The organism is Streptomyces sp. NPDC027189, from assembly GCF_055566975.1.
Genome location: NZ_JBVHRI010000024.1, coordinates 120048 through 145887 on the forward strand (window position 1 = coordinate 120048; position 25840 = coordinate 145887).

Below are 25840 nucleotides of genomic sequence, written 5' to 3' on the forward strand. Positions count from 1 at the left end.
TGGGACGGTGGCAATCGACACCGTGACCGATGTCTTCGAAGAGCACCGTGCCGTCCTGATGGGCGTCGCCTACCGGATGCTGGGGCGAGTGGCCGACGCGGAGGACGTGGTCCAGGAGGCGTGGCTGCGCTGGTCCGGCGCGGACCGGACCGAGGTGCGCGAGCCACGCGCCTACCTGGTCAGCATCACCACCCGCCTCGCCATCGACCGGCTGCGCCAGCTGCAGTCGCGCAGCGAGGCGTACGTGGGGCCGTGGCTCCCCGAGCCATATGTCACCGACTTCGGGGACACCGTTGCCGACACGGCGGAGCGGGCCGTGCTCGCCGACTCCGTCTCGCTCGCCGTCCTCGTCGTCCTGGAGTCGCTGTCGCCCCTGGAGCGCGCGGTGTTCGTCCTCAGGGAGGCGTTCGGATACCCGTACGCGGACATCGCCGCCGTCCTCGACCGCGGCGAGCCCGCGGTTCGCCAACTCGCCGGGCGGGCGCGCAAGCACGTCGACGAACGGCGGCCGCGCTACGAGGTCGACCCGGCCGAACGCCGCGATCTGACCGAACGGTTCCTCGCCGCTGCCGTGGAGGGCGACCTGGAGGGGCTCATGTCGATCCTGGCGCCGGACGCGCGGTTGGTCGGCGACAGCGGCGGCCTGTCCCAGGCGCCGCGGCGGGTCCTCGATTCCGCCGACAAGGTGGGGCGCTTCCTCATCGGCGCGCGCAAGAAGGGCGTGCCCGGCCCCTCGTTCCGCTTCCTGGAGATCAACGGCGGGTTCGCGGTGCTCGTCCTCTCCGCCGGCAAGCCGGACAGCGTCTTCCAGTTGGACGTCGCGGACGGCCGCATCCAGTGCGTCTACATCATGCGCAATCCCGAGAAGCTGGTGTCCCTTTCCGCCATATAGGCAATCCGTGCCGCATTGTCTCCGTGCCCGTGCGAGCCGAAAGCCCCCGTCTTCTGGACGGGGGCTTTCAGCGTCGTGTCACGAACACCGCCCAGTACGAACGCCCTGTGAACGCTCTGCGGCAACGCGCCTGTGCAATCCGTAAGCGATCGAGGATTGGTCTTGACCAAGGGTGGGGGCGGCCCTATGGTCGCAGAGATAGTGCAAGAACCTTTAATAAACAAGGGCGCTAAAACGCCGCCGGGCCACGGCGATTGCGGAGGACAGGGTGGGGACCCAGCAGCTGGAATCGGTGCCGGAGCCTAAGTACTGGCATCTCAAGACGGTGCTCAGTGAGGCACTGGACTCCGAGTTCTCCGTGGGCGAGATCCTGCCCAACGAGCGCGATCTGGCGGCCCGCTTCGGCGTCGCCCGAGCCACACTGCGCCAGGCTCTCGAGCAGCTCGAACTGGAAGGACGGCTGCAGCGCCGCCGCGGAGTGGGCACCACTGTCGCCCCGCCGCGCGTGGGCGTGGCCGTCGGTTCCGAGCAGCACGTGTGGCCGGGCGCGGTCGGCGACGCCTGGCAGCCCGCGGACTGCACGGTGGCTGTCCCGCCCGCGTCGGTGGCCGACATCCTGGAGACCGTTCACGGCGAGCAGGTGCACACGGTGCGCCGCTCGCGCGTGACGCACGGCCAGCCGGTCGCCGCCGAGCTGCTCTACATCCCGGCGTCCTCGGTGCCCGACCTGTCCGCGATCGACGCGCCCTCGGGTGCGGCACGCGCGCGTGCCGTGCTGCGTGAGCTGCAGCGCCTGGAGCTGGAGGGCCAGGACCGCGCCGTGGAGCTCGGCTCGGCCCGCGCGGACGACGCCAAGGAACTCGACCGGCTGCCCGGAGCCCCCGTCCTCGTCGTCACGACCCGCTTCTTCGCCGAGGGGCGCACCGCGGCGGTCTCCGTGGCCACGTACCGCGCCGACACCTGCCGGCTGACCTTCGGCGACACCGGCAGCGTGGAGATTCACCACGACCCGGAGCGCCGCGCTTCCTGAGCCGCGCACCGAGTGCTCAGCCGATCCGTACCCGTCGCGCCCCGGAGAAATCCGGGGCGCGACGTCGTTCATGAGGAGCCGGGTCAGCGGCGCGCCGTCACGGTCCCCTCCACCGCGAACAACTGCTCCTCCACATGATCGAGAGCCAGCCGCAGCGCTCCGGTCGCCACCGCCGCCTCGCCCAGCAGTGAGAGGCTCACCTTGGGCGGCCGCAGACAGTAGCGCGCCAACTCGTGCCGCAGCGGCTCCAGTACACCGTCCAGGCCGGCCGCCCAGCCGCCGACGACGACCAGCTCGGGGTCGAGGGCGAGGACGAGCGCCGCGACGTCGTGCACGAGGCGCTGGATGAAGCGGTCGACCGCCGCACGGGCCCGCTGGTCACCGCCCTTGGCGAGCGCGAAGACCTCGGCGACGGCCTGCTCGTCGAGTGGGTGGAGCGGCTCGTCCGTGGTGGAGAGCAGTGTCTCGGGAGTGACATCGCGGCCCAGCAGATGCAGCGCGCCGATCTCGCCGGCCGCGCCCCCGTACCCCCGGTGCAACCGCCCGCCGATCAGCGAACCGGCACCCGGGCTCAGCCCCGCCATCACGAACACGACGTCGTCGGACTCCGTCGCCGCGCCCTTCCAGTGCTCGGCGACCGCCGCCGCGTTGGCGTCGTTCTCGACGAGCACCGGGCACTTGAAGGAACGACTCAGCCGCTCGCCGAGCCGCAGGCCCGTCCACTCCGGCAGCGCCGTGCCCAGCCGCACGGTGCCGTCCGCCTCCACGATCCCGGGGCTGCCCACGCCGACCGCCCGCAGCGAACTGCGGGCGACTCCCGCGCGGCGCAGCAGCTCGGCGACCGCCATCCGCAGCCGTTCGAGCCGCTCGTCCGCCGGAGCGCTCTCGTCCACGTCCTTGGCCATGGCACCCAGCACACGGCCGTCCAGATCCGCGAGCAGCGCGGCGACGCGGTGCGGGCCGATCTCCAGACCCAGCAGATGGCCCGCCTCGGCCCGGAACCGGAACCTGCGTGCCGGACGCCCCTGGCGCCGGGCAGCGCCCTCCTCGGCCGCCTTCTCGACGACCAGTCCGTTCTCGATCAGCCCTTCGACGACGCCCTCGACCGTGGGCCGGGACAATCCCGTCACCCGGGTGATCTCGGTGAGGGTCGCGCAGTCCGTGGCACGCAGCGCGTGCAGCACCACCGCGGAATTGATCCTTCGCAGCAGAGAGGGGTCCCCGCCGGTCAACCGCCCCAACGTCCGTCCTCCCAGCTCGTGCGCGTGTTGGCCGGATCGTACTCGGCGAGGCGGACCCCGGCGAGTGCCGGGGACCCCCTTTGCTACCGACGAGTCGGAATCAGCCGGGCGCCACGAACCCCGACTCGTACGCCGCGATGACCGCCTGCGTACGATCCCGGGCTCCCAGTTTCGCCAGTACGGCGCTGACGTGGGACTTCACCGTCTCGGTCCCGACGATCAGCCGCGCGGCGATCTCCGCGTTCGACAGCCCCCTGGCCATCAGCCGCAGCACCTCCGCCTCCCGCTCGGTCAGCGCGGCGCGCTCCATGGCCGCGCGCGCCGCCGCGTTCCCGGCGTCGTCCCCGTACTCGGCGGCCAACTGCCGCACGGAGGCCGGGAACAGCAGCGACTCGCCCTCGGCGATCAGCCGCACCGCGTGCACGATCTCGGCGGGCCGGGCCCGCTTCAGCAGGAAACCGTCGGCACCCGCGCGCAGCGCCTCGTAGACGTACTCGTCGTTCTCGAACGTCGTGACCACGAGGATCTTCGGCGGGTCACTCACCGTGCGCAGCACCGCGCGCGTGGCGTCGATGCCGTCCAGGAGGGGCATGCGGACGTCCATGGCGACCACGTCGGGCCGCAGCTGTCGCACCAGCGGGATCACCGCGGCACCGTCGGCCGCCTCCCCGACGACCTCGATGTCGGGCTGCGCCTCCAGGACGGCGCGCAGACCGGCGCGTACGAGGGGTTCGTCGTCGACGAGGAGAACGGTGACCGGCATCCGGCCAGCGTAGATCAACGCAGTGGCAGCTCTACATGCACCTGCCAGTCACCTTGGTCCGGTCCCGTCCGTGCGCGGCCGCCGAGCAGCGCGGCCCGCTCACGTATGCCGCGCAGGCCGCTGCCCCGGCCGGGCCCGGGTATCTCCGCGGTCAGCGGATTGCGGACGTCCAGACCGAGCGTGCCGTCCGCGACCTCGATACGGACCCGGACCGGGACGCTCCCCGCGTGCCGCAGCACATTGGTCAGGGACTCCTGGAGGATGCGGTAGCCCTCTCGGGACACCGGACCCGGCACGGTCTCCAACGCACCCGTCACCTCGGCGTCGACCTTCGCTCCGGACGAACGCGCCGACTCCAGGAGCCGGTCGGCCTCGGCCAGCGTCGGGCGGCTGCTCGCGGGACGCTCCGCCTCGCGCAGCACGCCCAGCACCCGCTCCAGGTCCTCCAACGCGGCCCGGCCGGTGTCCTCAATGGCGCTCAGGGCCCGGTCGGTGAACGCCGGGTCCCCGGCCGCCCGCGCCGCGCCCGCCTGCACCACCGCCACCGTCAGCGCGTGCCCGATGGAGTCATGGAGCTCCCGGGCGATGCGGTTGCGCTCCAGGAGCTGCTCGGTGCGCTCCTCCAGGGCGGCGAGCCGCTCGGTGGGGGAGGGACCGAGGAGACGGCGCGCGAGCGCCGTGATCAGCTCGCCGAGGCCGACGACAGAGCCGTACAGGGCGAGCAATGGCAGCGGAACGAGCAGGGCGTAGGCCCACTGCGGAAGCGCCACCGTCATGACCGGTGTGCGGATCGGCTCCGTGTCGATCGCGGCCTTGACCAGGAGGACGGCTGCCAGGGGCAACCAGACGGTGATGACGGACGCCACCACGCTCAGGACCATCCGTGTTTCCAGCCACAGCATGGTCCGCCAACGGTCTCGCCATGTAGCCGAAGGCGAGATCGAGAACGCCGCTTCCCCGCCGCCCCGCGCCAGCATGAACCGCGCCTGCACGCCCTCGCCCCGCCGTACGGCCGGGACCATCCCCAGCGGCAGCAGCAGCACCGCGGGCACCCACGGCTTCGACATGTCGATGAACAGCCACACACTTTCGAACAGCATCGGCACCCACAGATGCAGCCAGCGTGTGTACGTCGTCCCCCGGACCAGCGGGTGCAGAAAGCGGGCCATTGCGTCATCGTGCCAGGCGCCACTGACAACGAGCCTCCCCCGGGCGGGGGAGGCGATCTCCACCCGCGGGGGAGGTGACGCCCCCTCAGCAACGGCCAGGCTGTGCCCATGACCAGCATCGACGTCCAAGACCTGACCAAGGAGTACGGCAGCAAGCGAGCCGTGGACCACCTCACCTTCAGCGTTCTTCCCGGCCGCGTCACCGGATTCCTCGGCCCCAACGGCGCCGGAAAGTCCACCACCATGAGGCTCGTGCTGGGCCTGGACCGGCCCACGTCCGGCACCGCCACCGTCGGCGGCCGTTCATACGGCACCCTCCATGAGCCGTTGCGTGAGGTGGGCGCGCTGCTCGACGCGGGGGCCGCGCACGGATCGCGGACCGCCCGCGACCATCTGCTGGCGCTCGCCGCGAGCAACCGCATCCCCGAACGACGCGTGGACGAGGTGCTGGAGGAGGCGGGGCTCGCCTCCGTCGCGCGGCGCCGGGTGAAGACGTACTCCCTGGGCATGCGCCAGCGCCTGGGCATCGCGGCAGCACTCCTCGGCGACCCGCCCGTGGTGCTCCTCGACGAACCGTCGAACGGGCTGGATCCCGAAGGAATCATCTGGATCCGGGAGTTGATGCGCGGACTCGCCCGCGAGGGCCGCACCGTCCTCGTCTCCAGCCACCTCATGAACGAGACCGCGTCCTTCGCCGACCACCTCGTCGTCCTCGGCCGGGGCCGGCTCCTCGCCGACACGCCCATGCGGGAGTTCATCCACGCGCGCGTGCAGCCCAGTGTGCGGGTACGCACCCCGGACGGTGCCGCGTTGAGCGACCTGCTCGCCCGGCACGGTATCGAGGCCGTCGAGGGCGAGGGCGACCGTTGGACCGCTCTCGACGCGCGCGTGGAGGACATCGGGCGCCTCACCTCCGCCGCGGGCCTGCCGATCCTCGAACTCGCCGCAGAGGAAGGCACGTTGGAGCAGGCCTACCTGGATCTGACGGCAGCCGAAACCGAGTTCGCCGCCACGCCCGGCCCGGCTCAACCTCAGGAGACCTGACCATGACGGACTCAGCCGCAAGAGGCCTGACGACGAAGGACACAGCGTCAAGCGGCCCGACCAGGACAGACACCGCCCAAGGGGGCCTCTCAGTGACCTTCGCACCGGTACTCCGCGCGGAGTGGATCAAGATCCGTACGCTGCGATCGCTCCTCTGGGGGCTGGCCGCCGTCCTCCTCGCCACCGCGGCGTTCTCCGCGCTCACCGGTCTCGACGACTCCGGGGACCAGGAATTCGACCCGCTGTTCTCGGCGTTCTTCGGCGTCAGCTTCGGACAGATCGCGGCGATCACCTTCGGCGCCCAGGCGGTCTCCGCCGAGTTCCAGGGCGGCGCCCTGCGCGTCACGCTCGCCGCGGTCCCGGACCGAGTGCGGTGGTTCGCGGCCAAGGCAGTGGCCATCGGCGTACCGGCGCTGGCCGTCGGCCTGGTCACGGGAGGCGTGAGCCTGATCGTGGGCAAGGCGGTCCTCGGGACCAGGGCGAACGGGCTGACCTGGGGCGAGGGGCTCCGTGCTCTGGCAGGCTGCGGCATCTACCTGATGCTCATGGCGCTGCTCGCGGCGGGACTCGCGGCCGTCCTGCGCAGCGGAGTCGCCACCCTGAGCATCCTGATCCCGTTCCTGCTGATCGTGTCGTTCGTCGTCGGGGGAGCGTCGGGCAGTGTCGCCGACTTCCTGCCGGACAAGGCGGGACAGGTGGTGCTCCACGAGACGTGGGACGGCTCCCTCGGGCCCTGGACGGGGCTCGCCGTGACCGCGGCCTGGGCGGCGGCAGCCCTGACGGCCGGCGCGTGGAGCCTGCGCCGTCGCGACGCCTGACCTCACTGGGCAGTACTGACGACACACCAATTGTCAGTGGCAGCCGCTTTACTGGATCTCATGACCAGCGCGCTGCACCTCGCCACGATCGTGCGGCTGTGCTCCGAGGACTTCCCCGCGGAGCACGGCCGGTCTGACGTCGGCACCGGCGGACCCGGTTACCACATCGCCGAGTTGGCGACGAGCGAGGACTTCTGGGAGGACGACGGCACGGCACGCGAGGAGACGGAGGAGCAGTACGAGGCCGATCGGGACGGCCTCGCGGAGCTGCTCACCCGTCGCTGGGGGCGTCCGCAGGTCTTCACCCTGTCGAGCGTTCTGGACCGGTCGATGGACGGTGAGGACATACCCGAGCCATGGGGCATCCTGAGTTCCCATGTGCCCGACGTGCACCTCTGGAAGGCGGACGAGTACGACCGCTGGGTTGCCCTCGGCATCTCGCAGTGGGACAAGGAACTGCCGTTCCAGCTCCTGGCCGTGGTCACGGAGACCGACCCACCGTGACTCAGGAAGCCTGCGCGGCCTCTCGCAACCGCCCGAACTCCTCCGCCATCGTCGCCGCCGTCCAATGCGCCTTGAGACCACTCGGGTTGGGCAGCACCCACACCCGGCTGGCCCCGATCGTCCGCTCCTGCGGGCCGACTTGAGCCTTGCGGTCGTCGAACGCCGCCCGGAGTAACTAACATGTGATGCATGGGGAGGACTCAAACAGACTGGCAAGCGCCCCGATTTGGGCAGCTGCGCGTAGTCGGCGCGATCCGGCTGAGCAAGTACACCGACGCATCGACGTCGCCAGAGGTCCAAGAGGAGATGATCACGCGCACGTGTGAGCGCGTTGGTGGTGCGTTCGTCGGATGGGCCCGTGACACGGATGTGTCCGCCCTCAAGACAACCCCTTGGGAACGAGAGGAACTCTTCGCCTGGCTCAACTCGCCAGAGAGTTGGGACGCCATGATCTGGCAGCGAATGGATCGCGCGGTCCGAAGCATGACAGATATGGCGGACCTGGGGCGTTTCGCAAAGAAGCACCGGAAACGGCTGATCTTTGCGTCGGGACCGGGCGGAGACATGCTCGAACTTGACTTCGGCTCCCCGATGTCAGAGCTGATCATGTTGATTCTGGCGTTCGCTGCCCAGCTCGAAGGCCAGACAATCATGGAGCGAAACCAGGGAGCTGCGGCGCATCTACGGGCGCTCGGTCGCTGGTCGGGTGGACCCCTTCCCTATGGCTTCATGCTCACCCGGAAAGTTTTTAGCGACGGGCGTGAAGGGTGGTGGTTGACCGAGCATGCAGAGACTGCCGCCGTACGCCGCGAAGCCATTGCGCGGGCGATTGCCGGGCGCAATTACAGCGAAATCCTGCGGTGGCTGAACTCGTCGAAGGCCGTAACACCAAAGAACCATCAGAACCGACTGGCGAAGCCGCCGCGACCGGATGACCTGGAGGACGAGTGGAGCCTCTCGACGGTCTACGACATGCTTCGCTCGCCAATTGTTCGAGGGCACGTGGCTACCAGCGAAGGCCTGCTCATCCGGAACCCTGACGGAAGCCCCGTCATGTTTGCGGACCCCATGATCGAAGATGACACCTGGTTTGAGCTTCAAGCCGCGTTGCAACGGATTAGCGTCCCCGGTGGTGCGCCTGAACGAAGGGACGCCCATGAGCTACTTGGGATTGCGATCTGTAGTACTTGCCTGCGCAACATGCATGGCTCGCGCTACAAGTCCCGGAAGGGCGAAATGGTGGACAACTTCCGGTGTTACGGCGACCGGCATGAGCCAGGGCAACCAGCCTTCAGCATCAACCGCGAACCTGTCCTGAACTACGTCAGCGAAAAGTTTATCGAGCACATGGGGCGCATCAGACGTACGCAGGTCATCCGAATGGCCGGCGTCGACCACACGGCGGAAATCGCTGAGCTGGAGTCCGACGTCTTGGAACTGTCGATGCGGCTCGTTCGGATGCGTGGGGCTGCTGCCGACGCCATCGAGTCCCAGATTCAAGGACTTTCAGACCGGCTCGAAGAGCTTAAGGAGCGGCCCATCATTCCACCGCGTGAAGAGGTGGTGGAGCTGGACACCACTTGGGCGGACGACTGGAACGCTACAGACGACTCGACAGTCCGTCGCGAGATGCTGAAGCAGGTTGGCGCTAAGGTCTACGTCCTCCCCGGTAGGCGGTGGACCCCAACGGAAGAGCGGCTCCGGTTCGAGGTGGGCACTCACGTGGCGCCAGAGGATGACGCGCTCGACGATGTGGCCTATCAAGAGAGCCTCTAAGGTAACGGCTTCATAACGACACTGGGAGCCCTGGAGAGCCACCTCCGGGGCTCTCGGCGCGTCTGCAACCACCGCGCCGACGTCGAGCGGCGTCCACGTCGTCCACAGGGCCTTGTGGGTAACTCCAGAGCGTGAGCGAGCTACGCAAGTTGGTAGCTATGTGTAGCCAGTTGGGTCGTTCCTAGGTCCAAAGTGCCAAACTAACCCCTTACTTCTATTCCCTCTAACACGCGTTAAGAGAGAAGTGAAAAAGGGGTTGGTTTGGCAGTTTGCGTCAGGTCTGCCAGCGGACGTTTTCAAGATCCTTCCCGCGTCACACCCGACCTATAACAGAAGTAGAGGGGGAGGACGTGCGGCCGTCGCGACTGGCGGACGGCCCGCTCCCTCTCCTGACGGTCGGCGCCGCTCCCGCACTCCCCGCTCTCTCCTCCGGGTCGAGCCCGGTTGAACGCGCCGGCCGTCCACAACGTCACATCCGATCTCCGGCGCCCCATAACCAGAGTGAGAGGGCGGCGACGTCGCCCGGAACCTGGGGACGACGCCATGACTGCTACCGACGCCATCGGACCAACGTGCAACGCGCCGGAGTGCGCCGGACCACGCATCATCGACGGGTGGTGTCCGAAGCACGCAATCGAGCGCTACCGCAGGTTCGCTGTACGCCCGACACCGCGCCGCTACCTGAGCGGGAAGACGCGGAGGGCGATGGAGCGTAGCGACGATGAATGACTTCCGCTGTAGCGCAATTCAGTACCGGGCAGCGGAGAGGGTGCGCACGGCGGCGGAGGTGGGCAAGTCCATGGGGCTGCGCACGTCGACGGAGGCGGCCCGCACATCTTTCGTAGCTCAATGGCTAGAGCGGCGCGTTGTGGTCGCGCTGATCCCGGTTCGACTCCGGGCGGAGGGACTGCTGTCGCATGAGGCGCCGGGAACGGGGCTACTTGCCGTGCAGGTCGGACGTGGGCCTGATGGCCGTGACGTCCAATAACCCGGGCCTCACGGTTCGGAGGAATTGGGGCATCCCGTGCGCGACTGTGCAGCGCGCGCCCGAAGTAGGCAACGTGCGGGTAGCTCAGTGGCTCAAAGCACCCGACGCAATCGGGGGACGCGGGTTCGAATCCCGCCCCACAGCACGTCGCAGCTGGCCGACGACGGGACCCGGGCGGCACTGCCTCCGTAGCTCAGTCAGGACAGACCGCCGCTTTCGTAATGCGGATGTCGCGGGTTCAAATCCTGCTGGGGGATCAATCGCTGTTGCAGCGGCCCTAGTCGACCAGGTTCCTAGTCGACTAGTCGTCGTACTCTTTGGGTACGCGCAGCACTCGCCTGAAGAAGGCCCTTGCCGCGGGCCTGGCTGCCCCTTGGGCTTCCTCTCCGATTGCGTCGAGTGATGGAAGGACGACGCGGACGAAGACGGCATTACCGAAGGTCATCGCAGCAGTGCCGGCAGCCACTACACCAGTGGCCAAGAAGCAGAGCCACATGGATTGCCCAGAGTAGATCATGACTGGCATGGTGGTCGACGACGGTAGAGCAGCCGCTAGCGGCTTCCAGCTAATTGGTGCGGAGCCAAACTCCGGTACGAGGGCTTCTTCCCCATTTAGTAGGGCATGAAGTGCCCAGCCGTACTCTTGACCGATCGCTGCCGAGGAGAAGACCTGGAGCGCCGCTTCCCAAGATTCGAACACGTAGGGTGTGCTCGGTTTAGGGACGTCCTCAACGTCCGAGCCGCGCGCGTATAGCCCGTTCTCGTAGGCGTTCTGGACCCACCGCATTTCTCGCTCACTGAAGAACCTGTCAGCCGCCGTGATGTCCAGGGTGCACTGCGTTAACTGCGGGTGGCCCGTGTCCATGTCTTCGATATCAAGGCTCAATGTGACCACTCGCCGCACCGGGCGGTAGTTGAGACCCATAGGCGTGCCTCCCATCCATCGTCTCGAAGCTAACCCTGGGGTGAGAGCTGCGCGACCGGGACGCCTGCATACGGGGGGCGGTCCGAAGGTACCGACGAACGCAGAGGCGTCGACCCTGACAGTTGGCCCCTTGCCTCCGTAGCTCAGCCTGGCTAGAGCGCCTCTTTCGTAATGAGGAAGTCGCGGGTTCAAATCCTGCCGGAGGCTCTGGAGGGGCAGCCTCAGCACGAGGCCGCCCCTCCCAATGGGCTAGGCCGTGCGCTTCACGTGCGACAGGACGCCCATACCGCCGCTGAACGTAGCGGCGAAGGCGCTACCGCTTGCTCCGAACGCTGCGAGGGGACCGCCGTTGTACCCCACCACAACGATCACCGCGACGAGGGAAACCACTGCGGCGCACAGGCTGATGATCGCAAGGTCACGCCCGGGGTGGCTGCACGTGTGCTGCTGCGTCGAGTTGGCCGACACTCGGTACCTCCATTGACTTGTTCGCTCTGCTCGCTGGATCTGGACGCACTTGACCTAGGTCAAGTCGTCTCCAGCGATACGCAGTAGAGCTAGGTAGCTCTCCCACAACGCGACGGCTGTGGTTGCGTATGAAGCGAAGAAGTCAAGGCACCTCCAAGTGGGCACAGATGGTGGACGAGAGCATCTTAGGGCTTTGTCAACTACTGTGCAACGGGACGTAGTTCAGAGGTCAGAGCACCCGCTTTGGGAGCGGGGAGTCGGAGGTTCGAATCCTCCCGTCCCGACTTACTACCGGCTCCAGAGCCACGCGGCTGCGCCCGTGACGACGCTACACAAGAACGTCAGGAGGCGTGTGGGCAGGCGGTCTGCGGTGACGCGGAAGCCGCCCACGCGCAGTTCGAAGTACGGCGTCTTGGTTTCTGACGAACGCGACATGGCCCAACTCCCCGCCAGACACGGGCCCTTGGTTGGGCCTCATTCCTGACGGTAACAAGAGACCGGTGGTTCGCAAAAATTCAATCTTCGCAGGTCAGACAGTGTTTCGAGTGGTGATCTAGTGGAAAACGCGGCTTCGTCACACAGGACGGCGGTGTCCCGCGAAATGGTGTCGTGGTCTGACTTTCACGACTGCGCAGGTCAACACAACTGCCTGTGCGTCGTGCTCCATGGGTGGTCACGTAGACGCGCCATCGGCAGCGCAGTTATCAAAGTGACCGACAGTCCGCGGCATGCGTCTTTACCGACAGGCCGCACGACTTACGTCGCCTCATACACCAGCCTCGCCGCGGAGGAGAGTGCCCGCGAGCGGGGCCTGACTACGTTCAGGACTTCGGCAGCAGCACTGTGAACGCCGGCTCGCCTGGAACGTCGAAGTAGCTCACAGTCCCGCCCTTGCGGACGACGTCGAGAACGACGTCCCCTGTGACGGACTGCCCCGGCTGGTACGTCGCGTCGACGTCCTGGCCGCTCGTGCTTTCCAGCGTGGTTGCGTCCTGCGCGGCCGTCTTGTCGTCCTGCCACATCATGACGCCGTACGGAGCGAAGCCTCCGGGCTTGTCGCCGACGTTCTTCACGGTGAGCGTGAGGACGACGAACTGGCCCTTCTCCGGCTTGTTCGTGGTGTCGATGTCCGCCGGCTGCACGTACTTCACGCCCTTCACCGTGACGCTCATCTTCGTCTTCACGGACTCGTCAGCACTGTCCACCGCGACGTACTCGCCGCTCTCCCCGACACCCAACTCCGGGGCTGGCGCGGACGAGGACGGCGTCTGTGAAGGCTCCTCCACGGCAGCCTTCGCCGTACCGGGCTTCTTCGGATCCGGCTCGTCTGAGTGCCCTGCACCTGAACACCCCACCGCTAGAGCGGACATGAGCACAGCCGGCACCACGGCACGGCGAACGTACGCGCGCATAGCGCAACCCCCCATGACACAGCGGCCTCCCCTGGCCGCATAAGGACGCAAGCGTAAGGCACAGGCGCAGGGCTAGGAGGCGCTATGGCGTGGGCAGGAAGCACGCGCAGGAGCCGGCTGCCGAAGGACTGGCCACGCATACGACGGCGCATCATCCGCAGGGATCGTGCGTGCGTGTGGGTCATGAGCGACGGCACAGTGTGCGGAGCGACGGGCACTGACGTCGACCACATCGAGCCCGGTGACGACCACAGTGACGCGAACCTACGGCTCCTGTGTACGTGGCACCACGCACGCAAGAGCGCACACGAGGGCGGTACAGCATCAGCCCTCACGCGCGTACGTGCACAGCGACCAGCGGCCACACACCCAGCACTGGAGGACTAGCCCATGAGCGGTGCCCATGTGGTGCTGGAGGAGGCAGACGACACGGGTGAGAGCGGCGTCATGGCGACGCGCGTGGTCGTCAACGGTGTCGACGTTGGGACGCTTGCGGAAGCTCCGAAGATTATGGTCGGCGCGAAGGGCGGCGACGTCACGAAGATCACGCTGACGCTCGTCCCGAGCCGCCTGGAGATCCGCGGAGAGCTGGCGGACGGTGAGCGTCGCGAGCCTCGCGCAGGCTTCGCAGCCAAGATCGACTAGCCCTGACCCAGGGGGGTGACCCCCTGCCGGCCACCCTGCCGACCGAAGAGGTGCTGGGCTTCGCGTTCTGTACGGGTCTGGGGGATGCCGCCATGGCGCCCGCAGGAGCCCGCTGGAGGCCCGAACGCTGGCCCGCTGGACTGCCGAAGACCCCGACGCGGGAGACGGCGACACGGCGATCCGGTACGAGGTTGGATTGCATCTGTGCAGCTCAGAGCTTGTTTTACCGTTACACGCCACACTAAGATGGAGCCATGAACACACGAGCCTGCGAGTGGTGCGCGGAGCACCTGGGGGCGAGACACTCGCACCGTGCGCGCTTCTGCTCGACACGTTGTCGTGTGGCGTCGCACCGCGCGGCGCAGAAGAACCCGCTCCCCGTCGAGGTGACGACCCGCGACAGGTGGGTCCGTCGAGCCGCGGACAAGCGCCCGTTGACCGTCGCCGGCATGGCGGCATCGTCGACGAACTCGCGCACCTGGAGCACCTACACGGAGGCGTCGTCCTCCACGGCTGGCGTCGGTCTGGGATTCGTCCTCTCTGACGTCGACGACGTGGTCTGTCTCGACCTGGACCACTGCCTTAACCCGCTCACTGGGCATCTCGCCCCGTGGGCCGCAGCTGTCCTCCGCGACGCGGGCGCCACCTACGTAGAGGTGTCCCCGTCCGGCGACGGGCTGCACATCTGGGGTCGCGCTGACGTCCGTCATGGACGGAAGATCCGGCGTCCTGACGGTACGGCCGTAGAGATCTACGGGACTGGCCGCTACATCGCAATGACGGGGCGCCGACATGGCAACGCCCCATCGATTCTTGGGGACGTAGCGGCCATTGTGTCTGCGCTTTGCGTAGCCCCGGCGCGAGGTTAGAGCCTCGTCCGGGTCCGGGACCCACCGCTAAAAAACCGTCCCGGTGCCCCGGTTGTCCGGCACCTACTTACGGCCGCACTTGGGACAGCGCTTCTTCTTGCTCCCATCAGCCTGATTCACGCTGTGAGACTTGCTGCGACGTACGTGCACGTCTATTGCAACTCGCCACGTGAGACCGCTGCTTATGGCTATTGCAAGCATCAGCTGGAGTATTTCCACTGTTCAACCTCCTTTCGATCTCTCGACGCCCCCATCTGGGGAGCGTGCCACCTCCTCAGGTAGTCCGAAAAGGGTAGGGACTCCCGAAGGTGGGCGACCAGGGAGAGACCTCGAAGGGGTCAACAGGTCGGACACTTCAAGTCTGCTATTGCCGCTGCTCAACTTCAAGTGACGAGCGGTGGCAATTGCTGCGGAAGCCTAATAGTCGGTCGTCCAAATTTCATTTTGTTCGGTGTGTAGGAGTGAAAGGGAGGAACGATGGCCGGCCGTGGACCCACCCCGAAGGACCCAACCAAGCGCCGTCGGCGCAACGCCGCTGAGCCCGAGACGACCGTCACCCCGGACGACGAACTCCGCGGCCCTGAACTGCCTGACGGCGTGCTGGGAGAAGACGACGGAATGCCCGTCGACTGGCATCCCATGACGAAGATGTGGTGGGACACCTGGCGTAGCTCCGCACAGGCACAGACCTTCCTCCCAACCGACTGGATGTTCCTCATCGACACGGCGCTAATGCATCACACGATGTGGGCAAAGGGCCGATGGGAGTACGCCTCTGAAATCCGCCTTCGAGCAGCCAAGTTCGGCGCTACACCGGAGGACAGAGCCCGTCTGAAGCTCAAGGTCGACGACCCCACGCCAGCCCCGCAGCGACCCGTACAGGCCTCCGGCAACGTCTCCGACATCAACTCGCGCCGTGCGCGCCTGACTGGCTAGGAGACCGGATGCCGCGCGCTATCGTGCGCGCCCCCGGTCACGACCGTAACCGCTCCCTCGGGTGGCTCGCGGTCGCATGGATGGAGTACTTCGTTGTTCACGGCCCTGGCGACGTCCAGGGCATGCCCGTGCGCCACGGAGACGAGTACACGGGCTTCGTGGTCGACTGCTACGGGCTCGACACTGACGGCAGACGCCTTTACGACTCCGGATTCTTCAGCCGCCCAAAAGGCTGCGACAAGAGCGGACTTGGCGCGCGTCTCGGCCTCTTCGAGGCACTCAGCCCCTGCCGTTTCGACGGTTGGGCAGAGGGCGGTGAGGTCTACCGCGTTCCGTGGGGGCTGGGCTTCGAGTACGTCTACGAGGCCGGCGAGCCCATGGGGCGCCCTGTCAGCGTGCCGTACATCCGGATCATGGCCACTGAAGAGGGCCAGACCGGAAACGTCTACGACACCATCCACTACAACCTGACCGACGAGGACGCGCGACTGTCCCACGTCCCGGGCGTCGACCCGGGACTGACGAAGATCAACCTCCCTGACGGTGGGGAAATCACGCCGTCAACTGCCTCGTCCTCCTCGAAGGACGGTGGCAAAGAGACGTTCGTCGTCTTCGACGAAACCCACCTCTACAACACTCCTGAGCTGCGGCGCATGTACGCCACGGTGACCCGAAACCTGCGGAAGCGTAAGCGTCGCGCGGAACCCTGGTACCTCGAAACAACGACCATGTTCGCCCCCGGGCAAGACTCGGTTGCTGAGAAGACGTACGAGGAAGCGGAGAGCATCCGCGAGGGTCGGAAGAAGCGTGGCCGTGGCCGACTCATGTACGACCACCGGTACGGCGAGTGCAAGAACCTGAAGAACGAAGTCGAGTTGCGTGCCGCTCTGATCGACGCCTACGGCGACGCGATGGAGTGGATGGACCTGGAGTCGTTGGTCGACGACTTCTACGACACACGCAACGACTCCGCGGACGGTCGGCGCTACTTCCTCAACTCCCGTACCGTCGCCTCTGACGCATGGATGGACCCCGATGCGTGGGCCCTGTGCCGTCGAGCGGAGGAGAGAGCCGCGGGCGACCTTGTCACGCTGGGCTTTGACGGCTCCATCCGCGACGACGCAACGGCGCTCACAGCGTGCCGCGTCGCTGACGGGCATCTCATGCTCCTCGGATGCTGGGAGAAGCCTGAAGGCCCTGAAGGCGAAGGCTGGCAGGTTGACCGCGAGTCGGTCGACTCCGCCGTTGCTCGCGCCTTCGAGCGTTTCGAGGTCTGCGGCTTCTACGCGGACCCGCCGCACTGGCAGGACTACGTAGACCGCTGGACTGCGGACTTCGGCGACGACCTCCAGGTCCGCGCTACGCAGGCCCGCCCACTGGAGTGGTGGACCAACCGCCCTACGGCCATGGAGTCGGCGCTAGACCGCTTCATGGAGGCCGTGGAGGACAAGGGACTCAGCCACACGGAGACGCTGGACCCTGACGAGACGTCGAAGTACCTGACGCTGGGCGCCACGCTCTCCCGCCACGTGAAGAACGCTCGTCGCCGGCCGATGGGCCGCAATCACCTGGGGATCGGCAAGGAACACGCGAAGTCGCCGAAAAAGATCGACGCCGCCATGTCCGCCGTACTCGCCTACGAGTGCCGCGCGGATGCCGTCGCCGCAGGAATCACCAAGCGCAAGAAGCGTTCTGGCCGCCTAGTTGCCTTCTGAGGGAGGTCCGTAAGTGCCTATCGATGCAACGAAGGTGGAGTCTCCCGGGTGGTGGCTTCAGCGCCTCGGGAAGAAGCTGCTCGACGAGCGACCCGACGCCTGTGACGACGAGAGTGAAGTGACGCCAGGACTCGATACCCTGCGTCGCTACGCCGAAGGCAAGGCCCCGCTTCCGCACGTCCCCGGTATCGACCCGCGGGAAGTCGCGGAGTGGATGAAGGACGCGCGGACGAACTGGACGAGCCTGGTCCTGGACTCGCCCGTCGAGCGTCTCGGCGTCGACGGCTTCCGCTTCGGCGGCGCCGACGGCGAAGACAGCGGCAAGGCTGACGACGACGCGCACCGGATCTGGCGCGAGAACGGCATGAAGGCTGACGCTGCCCACGTCCACTACGGCGCTCTCTCGCAGCGACGGGCCTTTGTCCTCGTCGAAATGGGCGACGACGGGCGTCCGGCCCTGACACATGAGACACCTCGTCAGGTCGTTGTCGAGCACGCGCAGGGCAGTCGGCGGAAGCTCGCCGCAGGTCTGAAGATGTGGCGCGATGACTGGACTGGCAACACCCGCGCGACCCTGTGGACGCCAGAGACGATCTATGGATTCGTCACGAAGGCGCAGGCCCCCGTGTTCGCGGGCAACTCCGCGTCGCTCCGGGGCTGGGACGCGATGGCGCTCCCGAATACCAGTGAGTCAGCGATACCGAACGAGCTGCGAACCGTCCCCCTCGTCCCCTTCATCAACCGGCGCAACCGCCGGCCGGAAGGCTTTGCTGAGCACGAAGACGTGATCAGCATTCAGAACCGCATCAACCTGTCGTTGATCAACCTGATAGCCGCGATGAAGTACGGCGCCTTCCGACAGCGTTGGGCCGCGGGTCTGGAGGTCGACGAAGATCCCATTACGGGCAAGCCTGTGCAGCCGTTTCAGCTCGACATTCGCAAGCTGTGGACGACAGACGACCCAGAGGTCAAGTTTGGTGAGTTCTCCGCGACCGACCTCGTACCGTACGTGCGCGCCGTCGAGGCTGCCGTCCAAGACCTAGCCGCGATCAGCCGTACGCCACCTCACTACTTGATCGGCGCCGTGGTCAACGTCTCTGGTGACGCACTGAAGGCCGCGGAGACGGGCCTCGTCGCGAAGGTTCGCGACCGTCAAACCGGTTTCGGTGAGTCGTGGGAGAACGTCATGCGACTCGCGTTCCGCGTGCTGGGCGACGAGACGAAAGCAACTGCCTTCGACCTGGAGACCGTGTGGCGCGACCCGGAGTCGCGCACTGTCTCCGAACTGGCCGACGCTGCCGTGAAGAAAGAGGCGGCTGGCGTCCCCTGGCGTCAGCGCATGGAGGACATGGGCTACACGCCGTCGCAGATTTCCCGCATGGAGATCGACCGCGCTGCCGACGCCTTGAACGCGCAGGCTGCCGCGGAGGCTGTAGCTCCTCAGCCCACCTCCCTGGCCAACGCCCGCACGGCGCGTGACCAACGGACCGTGATCGGGCGGGATGCCGGTGGCTCTGTTGCGGCTTGACCGTCAGTACGGGGCCGCAGTCCGCGGCGTTTGGACGAGCGTTCTAGGCCGGACCGGGCAGTCCTGGAGCGGCCTTCGGTCCTGGCGTGACGCCGACGTGAAGGCCTTCCAGAAACGAACGCTCCCCATCATCCTGGCCGGCGAACGCCGGGTAGCAACGCTCACGGCGTCGTACCTGGAGCAGCTCTACAAGGACGTGGACGGCGGAGCCCGCCGCATGCGCCTGGACCTCGACGCCGTCACGGGCAAGTCCCTGCGCGACGTCGACCCGAGCGACGTCTACGAGCGACCGTTCAAAGAAGTGTGGACGGCGCTCTCCGACGACGTGGCGCTAGATGCTGCCGTCGACCGGGGAGCACACCGCCTGGAGACCCTCGTTAAGACGGATCTCCAGCTTGCTCGTACGCACACGGTCCGCGAAGTCGCCGACGACATGCCGCGCTTCGAGTACACCGTCCGCGAGCTTCAAGGCGAATACGACTGCGCGCTCTGCATGATTGCGTCGACGCAGCGCTACCACAAGCGTGACCTGGCCCCGATCCATCCCGGCTGTGACTGCTTGGTCAAGACCGTCACAGCCGACTACGACCCTGGCCAGGTCATCGACGAGCAGCGGCTAGAGCAGATCCACGACGCGGTAGAGGCAGCTATCGGAACCTTCGATCGCGGAGGACGAGCCGTCGACTACCGAAAGATCATCATCTCTCGCGAACACGGCGAGATCGGGCCCGTTCTGGGCTACCGGGGCCAGCGGTTCACGGGCCCTGAAGACATCAACCTTCCGACCTGACGCCCGCCATGGGCCGACGACTCCCGACAGGGGAAACCACGCATGCAGCTTCCGCACTCCTTTGCGCTCTCCCACGCTCCTCAGACCGTCATCGGATACCGCAAGGACGGACGCCCGATCCGGTTCATCGGAGGCGGGGACGGTACAGGCGACGGTACCGGTACGGGCTCTTCGGGCACTGGCGACGGATCAGCCGTCAACGAGCACGGCTACCCGGACGGTAAGCCCGTCGCGGACATGGAGCCCGCCCATCAGGTCGCGTACTGGAAGCATCACGCGAGGAAGCATGAGCAGCGCGCCAACGCCGCTCCCGATGCTGCGGAGCTGGAGCGTCTGAAGGACCGTGACGCTGCCCTGAAGAAGATCGAAGACGAGAAGCTCACCGCGGACGAGCGAGCCGCGCAGGAGCGCCAGTCGCTCGCGCAGGAGCGGGACTCCGCCACATCGACCGTGACGACGCTCACCGACGAGAACACCCGCCTGAAGGTCGCCCTGGCAAAGGGTCTGACCCTGGCGCAGGCCAACCGGCTCAGCGGCGCCACACAGGCGGAGTTGGAGGCCGACGCAGACGCCTACCTCGCGGAAGTCGGCCAGTCGAACGGCCAGGGCGGAGGCAACTCCGGCGGCTCAACTCGCGTGGGTGGCAACCGCGGAGGCGACGTCGGCAGCGGCGCAAAGACCGTGAGCGCGGGCGCGGACCTCTACCGCGAGCGCCACGCGAAGAACTGACCATCCCCTTACCGGAGGACCCATGAATCTCGGCCTCATCACTGAGAGCTTCTCTCAGGATCGGCGTGACTGGCTCGGGAGCGAGCACGGCACTGACTTTGCTCAGAGCGTGACTCTCGACGTCTCCACCTTCGTCGCCGGCACCCACTACCCGGACGGCTACATCAAGAGCGGCATTCCGCTCGGCAAGATCACCGCGTCGGGCAAGTACGGCCTGTACGACGACACGAAGACGGACGGACGTCAGACCTGCGTGGCCAGCATCATGAAGAAGGCACCTGCGTTCGCCGTCGGCGACAAGGTGACGTCGACGGCATCCTTCCGCGGCGAGGAGGGGACCCTCGTTGCTGGCCCGTTCGTCATGACCTACGGGGCGGGCAACTTCTGGGTCATGGAGCGGGGCGGCAAGCATCAGGCGCCCGTCGAGGAGTCGCTGACGAAGGTCGACGAGACCAGCACCTACATCCACGACGGCGTGACCTACGACCTCACTGCGACCTACGTCGACGCGGACGGCGACCGCTGGGGGCTCCGGCGGAACCCGGACGACCCCGCCAAGATTCAGGCGCAGTTGACGCCCATCGAAGACGACGAGTGGGACCACTACGACCTGACCAAAGCGGTCCGCCGGTACGGCCCCCTTACCCGCGTCTGACGCTCCACCTTCAGCCTCCGGTGACTTCGGTCCCCGGGGGCTTTCGGCGTAGGAGGACAGAGAGGAGAGAGTACGTGGCAAAGGTGATCGCGAGCAGCGGCGTGACCGTAGAGCTGAGCGGCCGTGAGGTGGATCTGGTTCGTCAGGCACTCCGGTTCTCGGTGAGCAACAACGGCGACTGGAACCCGGAGGACGACGAGAGCGCGCGCAGCATCGAGCGGGAGCTTGTCCGGGGCGCCGAGTGAGCGGCCTCGTCCACGTCATCGACGACGCCAACGCCCCCGCACTGGGCGACGTCCGCGACGCCGGCCCCGGAGACCTGATTTACATCCGCCCCACAGCGACGTCCCGCCGCGACTTCTCGAAGTACTGGGAGGCCGCGGGGGTCGCGTTGAAGCGGGGCGCTGGGGTGTATGTGTCGGGCCCAGAGTCCGGGAGTGCGTGAACTCAAGAGGATCTCAGTTTGCGAAGCGGAGACCTCATGGACTTAACGATCGAGCTGTTGCGAAGCTGTAGGGGTTCTCTGCCTATCTCGCGGCGGGAATGCCCAGCATGCTGGAAGTATGAGTAACCCAGGGCCTGATTCTCCACCCCAGCAGACGCAGAGCACCGAGGAGTCACCGCAGCCACAGCAGTCAACAATACGTCGGCACGCTGGGGCGTTCTCTGCTGCGTTCTTCTTGGCAGCAGCCGGAGCCTTGGCTACCGGATTATCCGACGACGGCGCAGCATGGGTAAAGAGTCTGTTCACCGAGGAGAAACCTCCCCTTGTAACACAGACGGAGTTTCGACACTACCTCCCTTTCAACCTTCAGGAACAGCCCGTCGACGGACTCAAGGTTGTGGGGCGCCAAAAGGGGTCGTGCCCGAGTGAAAGCTTCAATAGTAGCGCACCTAATACCTGGCGATGTTTCAGTGGCGACAGGGTTGACGACCCTTGCTATGCGCCAGAGATGAACCTGAAACCAGAATATCTCCTCTGCCCCGGAACGCCCTGGGAGGGGAGCGCACGGAGAGTGGACATCAGTTCACTGCCTAAACCGGATTCGTATGGTTCACCCGAGAACCCTTGGAAGAAGCCATGGGCATTGGAGGTGCAGGTGCCCGACTCTTCGCATCATGTACTCCGATGCGTTATCCACGGCGGCACTCTTCCCTCTGTCCTAGGGAAAGATGTGTGGTACGTCTGCCTGGATGAAGAGGGGGGCGAAACGGGATACCTAGTTGGTCTTCCAGAGAAGACATCAGAGGGCCCATGGATCGTGGAGCTGGCTACCAGGGGGGCGACACAAGTTGTCCAAGCGCCAATAAAGACCATATGGCAATGAGGAAGACGCCTGCTGATGTTCGCTAAATCGGCAGGGTCCGGGTGGTGTAGCGGAAATCATCCGCTCCTCGCTCGGCGCTGACATTCAACGCTTCTTCCAGAACGCCATCAGATCCGCCAACGCCCTGATGATCTCGGGGCGTGCGGCTGGATCAGCCTTGCGGAGGCTGATCATGAGCGACAAGAGGATCATGACGACCATAAGCCCTACAACGTAAAGAAAGATCTGTGGAGCAGCCACGGCCACTTGCTCCAGTACGGCCCACATGCCGCCTCCCGGGACGGTCTAAGCCGCTGCTTCCGGGAGAACTCCGCTGGGAGCGAAGATCCCAACGAAGGCAGGCGGACGCCTGACATAAACGCAGCGCCCGCTGCTACGCCCCTCCCACGCGAACGAGGGAGGTTCTTCGTTGAGATCCGATTTTCACTGCGATCGGTGTTGCGCGGGCTGACAACGCGGGGCTCTTTGGTCCCTCGCGTCGCTCACGGCGCAACTTAGGAAGCAGCGTCAAAGGCGCTGCTCCCTAAGAAAAGGCGCCGTGCTCTGCCACCGTACGCCGCCCTTCCAGAGAGCACAATCCGTTATGGCACATATACGAGGAGAGATAGCAGTGTTCCGAGTAGTCCAGACGCGCGAGGCATTCGCGTACTGCGGATTCGCACGCCCGACGTCCCGAAGCGCGCGGCGTGGTGCTGGTTCCTCGTGTCCCTCGCGGCGTCGCTCGGTGCCAACGTGGCAACGGCTGGCGTCCTGAACATGGAGCACCTGCCCGTTCAGCTTCGCGTTCTCGTTGCGGGCTGGCCGGCACTCGCATTCCTCGGTGGCTCCCTCCTCGTTCACTCGCACAAGGCACCCACGGAGGAGGCGCAGGAGCCCACTGGAGAGCCTCCCGTTGACCCGACGCGCGAGAACCCTGCGGAGCCCGGGGACGCGTCCCCGCGCCCCCACCTCGTCACATACGCGGAGGCCGCGGAGAAGCTGGGCGTCGCCCCGGAGACGATCCGCGGAGCGGCGAACGGTCCACGGCCACGGCTGACGAAGTACAGCGGTACAACCCCCAACAGCGTCCGCGTGGATCTGGACGAAGCCCGTAGGGTCATCAACAACAAGCGCCCCGCGGGCGTGTGAGGAGAGACGATGTTGAGGCCTGACGGGTACCAGACCCTTTCCCTTCTAGAGCTGACGGGGGACGCTCCGGTGACAGCCACGTCCGGCCGTAGCGTCAGCCTGCTGGAGTATCTCCTCGACTCTGGGTACGTCCGCGGGTACCGGGGCGACAAGGGGGCCATGACGGCCATCACCGACGAGGGACGCGCAGCGCTCGCGGAGTACCGCGCGGTGCAGCGCGGTACTGGCGGCAACCACTGATCTCACTCCGCACACGCGAGCCCCTGTCGAACACTTCGGCGGGGGCTCTGTCGTACCTTGGGCGCATGGAGGACAGACGATCACATCCCCGGCGGTCCGTAAGGCGCCCGTGCCCACATGCGCGCCCGCACAGATCGGCCCGTGTGCAATCTGCCAGCAGCCGACGCACCGCTACGGTCTCGGAGGCGGCCCGTTGTGCCCTGTGTGCCTGCCGGACGTGGAGGCGAAGCAGCAGAAGAAGAAGCTGGGCTAACGCCCTGGCGGAGCCCTCGTCGGACATCCGGCGGGGGCTTTGGCATGTCTGGCCGCGGGTGGCACAATCGAACGTATGAACGACATTCCTCCGGATCCGCCGCGCCTTCGCGCGATCTTGGGGTACCTCGAAGCAGCCATGGCGGACAACGAGGCCGTTCACCTGTACCTGGAGATCCAACGTGGCCATGTGCTCGACGCGCTGAAGGGCGTCGAAGGCTCCGCTCCACTGTCCCCGTCGTCTATGCCCTCCGTGCCGGCTCCGGCGCCAGAGCCAGGGCGACGTGACGAGCGGTCATCGAGCGGCGGATTCAAGGTGGGACGGGTGCGGACACCCGACGGCCCCGTACCCGCGTCCATCCATACCGCCGACTGCAACATGGACGGCCCACTGTCGCGCGCGGTGAGCGCGATGGACGCCCGGGTCGCGATCGTCGATGGACAACTAGAGATCTTCAACGGTGCGGGTTACGTCGTGTCGTGACGGGTTGGTGTCCCGCCGGGTGGTGTAGGCCGTGAGGGTCTGCGCAGTTGGTCTGGCATTAACGAGCACCGTAGGGTTCGACATAACCGATCGACACCCTGATCTTGATCGGGTTGGCTGAGTGGCATGCCAGAACTGCGCACCGATCGTCTTCTGCTCCGCCGGTGGCGGGAGTCCGACCTCGGACCGTGGGCGGCGATGAACGCCGATCCTGAAGTCCGAGAACACCTGGGGGAACTGCTGACGCGGGAGCAAAGCGATGCCGCGGTGGCACTCATGCAGGCGGAGTTTGACGAGCGAGGTTTTGGGTGGTGGGCGCTCGAAGCACGGGAGACTGGTGAGTTCATCGGCCGTGCCGGCTTGGACCAGGTGGGCGAGGACATGCCGTTCGCGGGGGTGGATATCGGTTGGCGGTTGACGCGTTCGGCGTGGGGCCACGGCTACGCCACTGAGGCCGCCCTGGCCTGCCTGGCTTTCGGCTTCGAGGTCCTCGGGCTGCCGGAAGTGGTGGCGTCGACGACCGTCCACAACCTGCGTTCCCAGGCAGTGATGCGCCGGATCGGCATGACCCGGGATCCGGCCTACGACTTCGAGGATCCGAGCGTGCCCGAGGGACCTCTTCGCCGCTGTGTGCTGTACCGGATCTCCCGCAGAGATGCCCACGGCCTACACCACGCGGCCGGGCACGGCACATGACGGCCTTCGTGGGCCGCGCTATGCCGAGAGAATGAGGTATCCCGATGGCGGTGGATTGACGGCCGAGGAACGGAATCGGCGTGAGCAAGTCCGGCTCGCAGCCGCTGACCTGATCGAAGCGGGGGCCAGCGACCGGGAGGTGGCCCGACGGTTCAGGGTGACCCGGATGTCGGCGAACCGCTGGCGGCGGGCGTTGACTTCAGGGGGGCGGCAGGCTCTGGCCTCCAAAGGACCCGGCGGCGCCCGCTGCAAGCTCGATGCGGTACAACTCCGCTTGCTGGAGGAGGTGTTGGATGCTGGCCCGGCCGCTTCCGGCTGGAGTGACCAGTGCTGGACGCTGGCCCGGATCGCCGAGATCGTGCGCCGCCGGTTCGGTGTCGCGTACACCCTGGCCGGGCTGGATCTGCTGCTGCACCGCATCGGCTGGAGCGTGCAGGTCCCGGCCCGGAAGGCCAGCGAGCGCAACGAGGCGCAGATCGCCGCCTGGAAGGACGAGCAGTGGCCCGTCATAAAAAGAGGGCGGCGGACCTGGGCGCCTGGCTCTGCTTTGAGTTGCGCCGTGAGGCGCTGTGTTTCGTGTGGAGGTGAGAGACCTTCACCGCCGACCTGTCGTAGCAGGGGGGTGGAGCTGAGGGCAGCCTGATCCGGGTGATGCCGGGGAGGGCGGGAGCGGCCCTGACAAAGCCGGGACGTGCCAGTACTGCCAGATGGTGCGGGTCCGGCGAGCGGGACGGAGAGGAGTACGCGAGGAACCGGCGTCTTTACGTCTCTTAACGACTACACCGGCTCGAACCTGGTGGATCTGGGCCGGAAGC

The 25840-nt window shown here is 66.6% G+C and carries 26 protein-coding genes, 4 tRNA genes and 2 pseudogenes; 24 read left to right on the top strand and 8 right to left on the bottom strand.

Annotation, left to right across the window (positions count from 1 at the left end; all coding sequences use genetic code 11):
- The first annotated feature begins 7 nt into the window (after window positions 1-7).
- Both ACZ4RZ_RS39005 and ACZ4RZ_RS39010 read left to right on the top strand, forming a co-directional pair.
- A complete protein-coding gene (locus tag ACZ4RZ_RS39005) occupies window positions 8-892 on the top strand; it encodes an RNA polymerase sigma-70 factor (RefSeq protein WP_467751959.1) in 885 nt (294 codons plus the stop codon).
- A 268-nt stretch (window positions 893-1160) separates the two neighbouring features.
- Window positions 1161-1922 (top strand): GntR family transcriptional regulator, encoded by a 762-nt coding sequence (locus tag ACZ4RZ_RS39010; RefSeq protein WP_467751960.1) that lies wholly within the window; start codon window positions 1161-1163, stop codon window positions 1920-1922.
- A gap of 83 nt (window positions 1923-2005) precedes the next feature.
- Here the strand turns inward: ACZ4RZ_RS39010 and ACZ4RZ_RS39015 are convergent, their stop codons facing one another.
- The 3 genes from ACZ4RZ_RS39015 to ACZ4RZ_RS39025 form a co-directional block, all read right to left on the bottom strand.
- On the bottom strand, window positions 2006-3163 hold the full coding sequence (locus ACZ4RZ_RS39015) for an ROK family transcriptional regulator (protein ID WP_467751962.1): 1158 nt from the start codon (window positions 3161-3163) through the stop codon (window positions 2006-2008).
- A gap of 100 nt (window positions 3164-3263) precedes the next feature.
- Complete coding sequence (locus ACZ4RZ_RS39020) at window positions 3264-3926, bottom strand: response regulator transcription factor (protein WP_467751964.1); 663 nt, start codon at window positions 3924-3926, stop codon at window positions 3264-3266.
- Between the two features lie 14 nt (window positions 3927-3940).
- The gene (locus ACZ4RZ_RS39025) at window positions 3941-5095 is read right to left on the bottom strand and encodes a sensor histidine kinase (RefSeq protein WP_467751966.1); all 1155 of its coding nucleotides are present in this window, start codon (window positions 5093-5095) and stop codon (window positions 3941-3943) included.
- A gap of 108 nt (window positions 5096-5203) precedes the next feature.
- Here ACZ4RZ_RS39025 and ACZ4RZ_RS39030 point away from each other — a divergent pair, with 108 nt between their 5' ends.
- From ACZ4RZ_RS39030 to ACZ4RZ_RS39040, 3 genes are all read left to right on the top strand, one after another.
- Window positions 5204-6139 (top strand): ABC transporter ATP-binding protein, encoded by a 936-nt coding sequence (locus ACZ4RZ_RS39030; RefSeq protein ID WP_467751968.1) that lies wholly within the window; start codon window positions 5204-5206, stop codon window positions 6137-6139.
- Window positions 6140-6231: 92 nt separating this feature from the next.
- Complete coding sequence (locus ACZ4RZ_RS39035) at window positions 6232-6957, top strand: ABC transporter permease (protein ID WP_467751970.1); 726 nt, start codon at window positions 6232-6234, stop codon at window positions 6955-6957.
- A 60-nt stretch (window positions 6958-7017) separates the two neighbouring features.
- On the top strand, window positions 7018-7461 hold the full coding sequence (locus tag ACZ4RZ_RS39040) for a hypothetical protein (protein ID WP_467751972.1): 444 nt from the start codon (window positions 7018-7020) through the stop codon (window positions 7459-7461).
- 1 nt (window position 7462) lies between these two features.
- Here the strand turns inward: ACZ4RZ_RS39040 and ACZ4RZ_RS39045 are convergent.
- Window positions 7463-7630, bottom strand: a pseudogene (locus tag ACZ4RZ_RS39045) (mismatch-specific DNA-glycosylase); the annotation flags it as partial.
- A 20-nt stretch (window positions 7631-7650) separates the two neighbouring features.
- Between ACZ4RZ_RS39045 and ACZ4RZ_RS39050 the strand changes: the two are divergent.
- The 3 genes from ACZ4RZ_RS39050 (at window position 7651) to ACZ4RZ_RS39060 (ending at window position 10367) form a co-directional block, all read left to right on the top strand.
- A complete protein-coding gene (locus ACZ4RZ_RS39050; protein WP_467751974.1) occupies window positions 7651-9237 on the top strand; it encodes a recombinase family protein in 1587 nt (528 codons plus the stop codon).
- Between the two features lie 835 nt (window positions 9238-10072).
- A tRNA-His gene (locus tag ACZ4RZ_RS39055) sits at window positions 10073-10144 on the top strand.
- Between the two features lie 154 nt (window positions 10145-10298).
- A tRNA-Cys gene (locus tag ACZ4RZ_RS39060) sits at window positions 10299-10367 on the top strand.
- A gap of 159 nt (window positions 10368-10526) precedes the next feature.
- On the opposite strand, the gene ACZ4RZ_RS39065 is transcribed toward ACZ4RZ_RS39060, so the two are convergent.
- Window positions 10527-11150 carry a hypothetical protein gene (locus tag ACZ4RZ_RS39065; RefSeq protein WP_467751976.1) on the bottom strand — a complete coding sequence of 208 codons (624 nt, stop codon included), beginning with the start codon at window positions 11148-11150 and terminating at the stop codon, window positions 10527-10529.
- 132 nt (window positions 11151-11282) lie between these two features.
- Between ACZ4RZ_RS39065 and ACZ4RZ_RS39070 the strand changes: the two genes are divergently transcribed.
- Window positions 11283-11357: transfer RNA gene (locus tag ACZ4RZ_RS39070), tRNA-Thr, on the top strand.
- Between the two features lie 42 nt (window positions 11358-11399).
- Here the strand turns inward: ACZ4RZ_RS39070 and ACZ4RZ_RS39075 are convergent.
- Entirely contained in the window at window positions 11400-11618 is a 219-nt protein-coding gene (locus tag ACZ4RZ_RS39075; RefSeq protein ID WP_467751978.1) for a hypothetical protein, read from the bottom strand.
- A gap of 211 nt (window positions 11619-11829) precedes the next feature.
- Here ACZ4RZ_RS39075 and ACZ4RZ_RS39080 point away from each other — a divergent pair.
- Window positions 11830-11902: transfer RNA gene (locus tag ACZ4RZ_RS39080), tRNA-Pro, on the top strand.
- A 537-nt stretch (window positions 11903-12439) separates the two neighbouring features.
- Here the strand turns inward: ACZ4RZ_RS39080 and ACZ4RZ_RS39085 are convergent.
- Complete coding sequence (locus ACZ4RZ_RS39085) at window positions 12440-12904, bottom strand: DUF4352 domain-containing protein (protein WP_467751980.1); 465 nt, start codon at window positions 12902-12904, stop codon at window positions 12440-12442.
- A 516-nt stretch (window positions 12905-13420) separates the two neighbouring features.
- Between ACZ4RZ_RS39085 and ACZ4RZ_RS39090 the strand changes: the two genes are divergently transcribed.
- The 9 genes from ACZ4RZ_RS39090 to ACZ4RZ_RS39130 all read left to right on the top strand — a co-directional run bounded on the left by ACZ4RZ_RS39090 (window position 13421) and on the right by ACZ4RZ_RS39130 (window position 21342).
- A complete protein-coding gene (locus ACZ4RZ_RS39090; protein ID WP_467751981.1) occupies window positions 13421-13675 on the top strand; it encodes a hypothetical protein in 255 nt (84 codons plus the stop codon).
- A 1346-nt stretch (window positions 13676-15021) separates the two neighbouring features.
- Window positions 15022-15480, top strand: coding sequence for a phage terminase small subunit (locus tag ACZ4RZ_RS39095; protein WP_467751983.1), 459 nt, complete (start codon window positions 15022-15024; stop codon window positions 15478-15480).
- Between the two features lie 8 nt (window positions 15481-15488).
- Window positions 15489-17195, top strand: a complete 1707-nt coding sequence (locus tag ACZ4RZ_RS39100) for a terminase (protein WP_467751985.1) — start codon at window positions 15489-15491, stop codon at window positions 17193-17195.
- A gap of 13 nt (window positions 17196-17208) precedes the next feature.
- Complete coding sequence (locus tag ACZ4RZ_RS39105) at window positions 17209-18723, top strand: phage portal protein (protein ID WP_467751987.1); 1515 nt, start codon at window positions 17209-17211, stop codon at window positions 18721-18723.
- Window positions 18724-18820: 97 nt separating this feature from the next.
- Complete coding sequence (locus tag ACZ4RZ_RS39110) at window positions 18821-19513, top strand: hypothetical protein (RefSeq protein ID WP_467751989.1); 693 nt, start codon at window positions 18821-18823, stop codon at window positions 19511-19513.
- A gap of 42 nt (window positions 19514-19555) precedes the next feature.
- Window positions 19556-20242, top strand: a complete 687-nt coding sequence (locus tag ACZ4RZ_RS39115) for a hypothetical protein (protein ID WP_467751991.1) — start codon at window positions 19556-19558, stop codon at window positions 20240-20242.
- Between the two features lie 109 nt (window positions 20243-20351).
- Complete coding sequence (locus tag ACZ4RZ_RS39120; protein WP_467751993.1) at window positions 20352-20897, top strand: phiSA1p31-related protein; 546 nt, start codon at window positions 20352-20354, stop codon at window positions 20895-20897.
- Between the two features lie 74 nt (window positions 20898-20971).
- A complete protein-coding gene (locus ACZ4RZ_RS39125; protein ID WP_467751995.1) occupies window positions 20972-21142 on the top strand; it encodes a hypothetical protein in 171 nt (56 codons plus the stop codon).
- The gene (locus tag ACZ4RZ_RS39130; RefSeq protein ID WP_467751997.1) at window positions 21139-21342 is read left to right on the top strand and encodes a hypothetical protein; all 204 of its coding nucleotides are present in this window, start codon (window positions 21139-21141) and stop codon (window positions 21340-21342) included. Before ACZ4RZ_RS39125 ends, ACZ4RZ_RS39130 begins: the two co-directional genes overlap by 4 nt.
- 967 nt (window positions 21343-22309) lie before the next feature.
- Here the strand turns inward: ACZ4RZ_RS39130 and ACZ4RZ_RS39135 are convergent.
- Window positions 22310-22492, bottom strand: a complete 183-nt coding sequence (locus ACZ4RZ_RS39135) for a hypothetical protein (protein WP_467751999.1) — start codon at window positions 22490-22492, stop codon at window positions 22310-22312.
- A gap of 387 nt (window positions 22493-22879) precedes the next feature.
- On the opposite strand from ACZ4RZ_RS39135, the gene ACZ4RZ_RS39140 reads away from it, so the two are divergent.
- From ACZ4RZ_RS39140 to ACZ4RZ_RS39160, 5 genes and pseudogenes are all read left to right on the top strand, one after another.
- A complete protein-coding gene (locus tag ACZ4RZ_RS39140) occupies window positions 22880-23353 on the top strand; it encodes a hypothetical protein (protein ID WP_467752011.1) in 474 nt (157 codons plus the stop codon).
- A gap of 69 nt (window positions 23354-23422) precedes the next feature.
- Complete coding sequence (locus ACZ4RZ_RS39145; RefSeq protein WP_467752001.1) at window positions 23423-23593, top strand: hypothetical protein; 171 nt, start codon at window positions 23423-23425, stop codon at window positions 23591-23593.
- Between the two features lie 328 nt (window positions 23594-23921).
- Complete coding sequence (locus ACZ4RZ_RS39150; RefSeq protein WP_467752003.1) at window positions 23922-24329, top strand: DUF6233 domain-containing protein; 408 nt, start codon at window positions 23922-23924, stop codon at window positions 24327-24329.
- Between the two features lie 126 nt (window positions 24330-24455).
- A complete protein-coding gene (locus ACZ4RZ_RS39155; RefSeq protein WP_467752005.1) occupies window positions 24456-25025 on the top strand; it encodes a GNAT family N-acetyltransferase in 570 nt (189 codons plus the stop codon).
- A 31-nt stretch (window positions 25026-25056) separates the two neighbouring features.
- Window positions 25057-25577: pseudogene (locus ACZ4RZ_RS39160) on the top strand (winged helix-turn-helix domain-containing protein); the annotation flags it as partial.
- Between the last annotated feature and the right edge of the window lie 263 nt (window positions 25578-25840).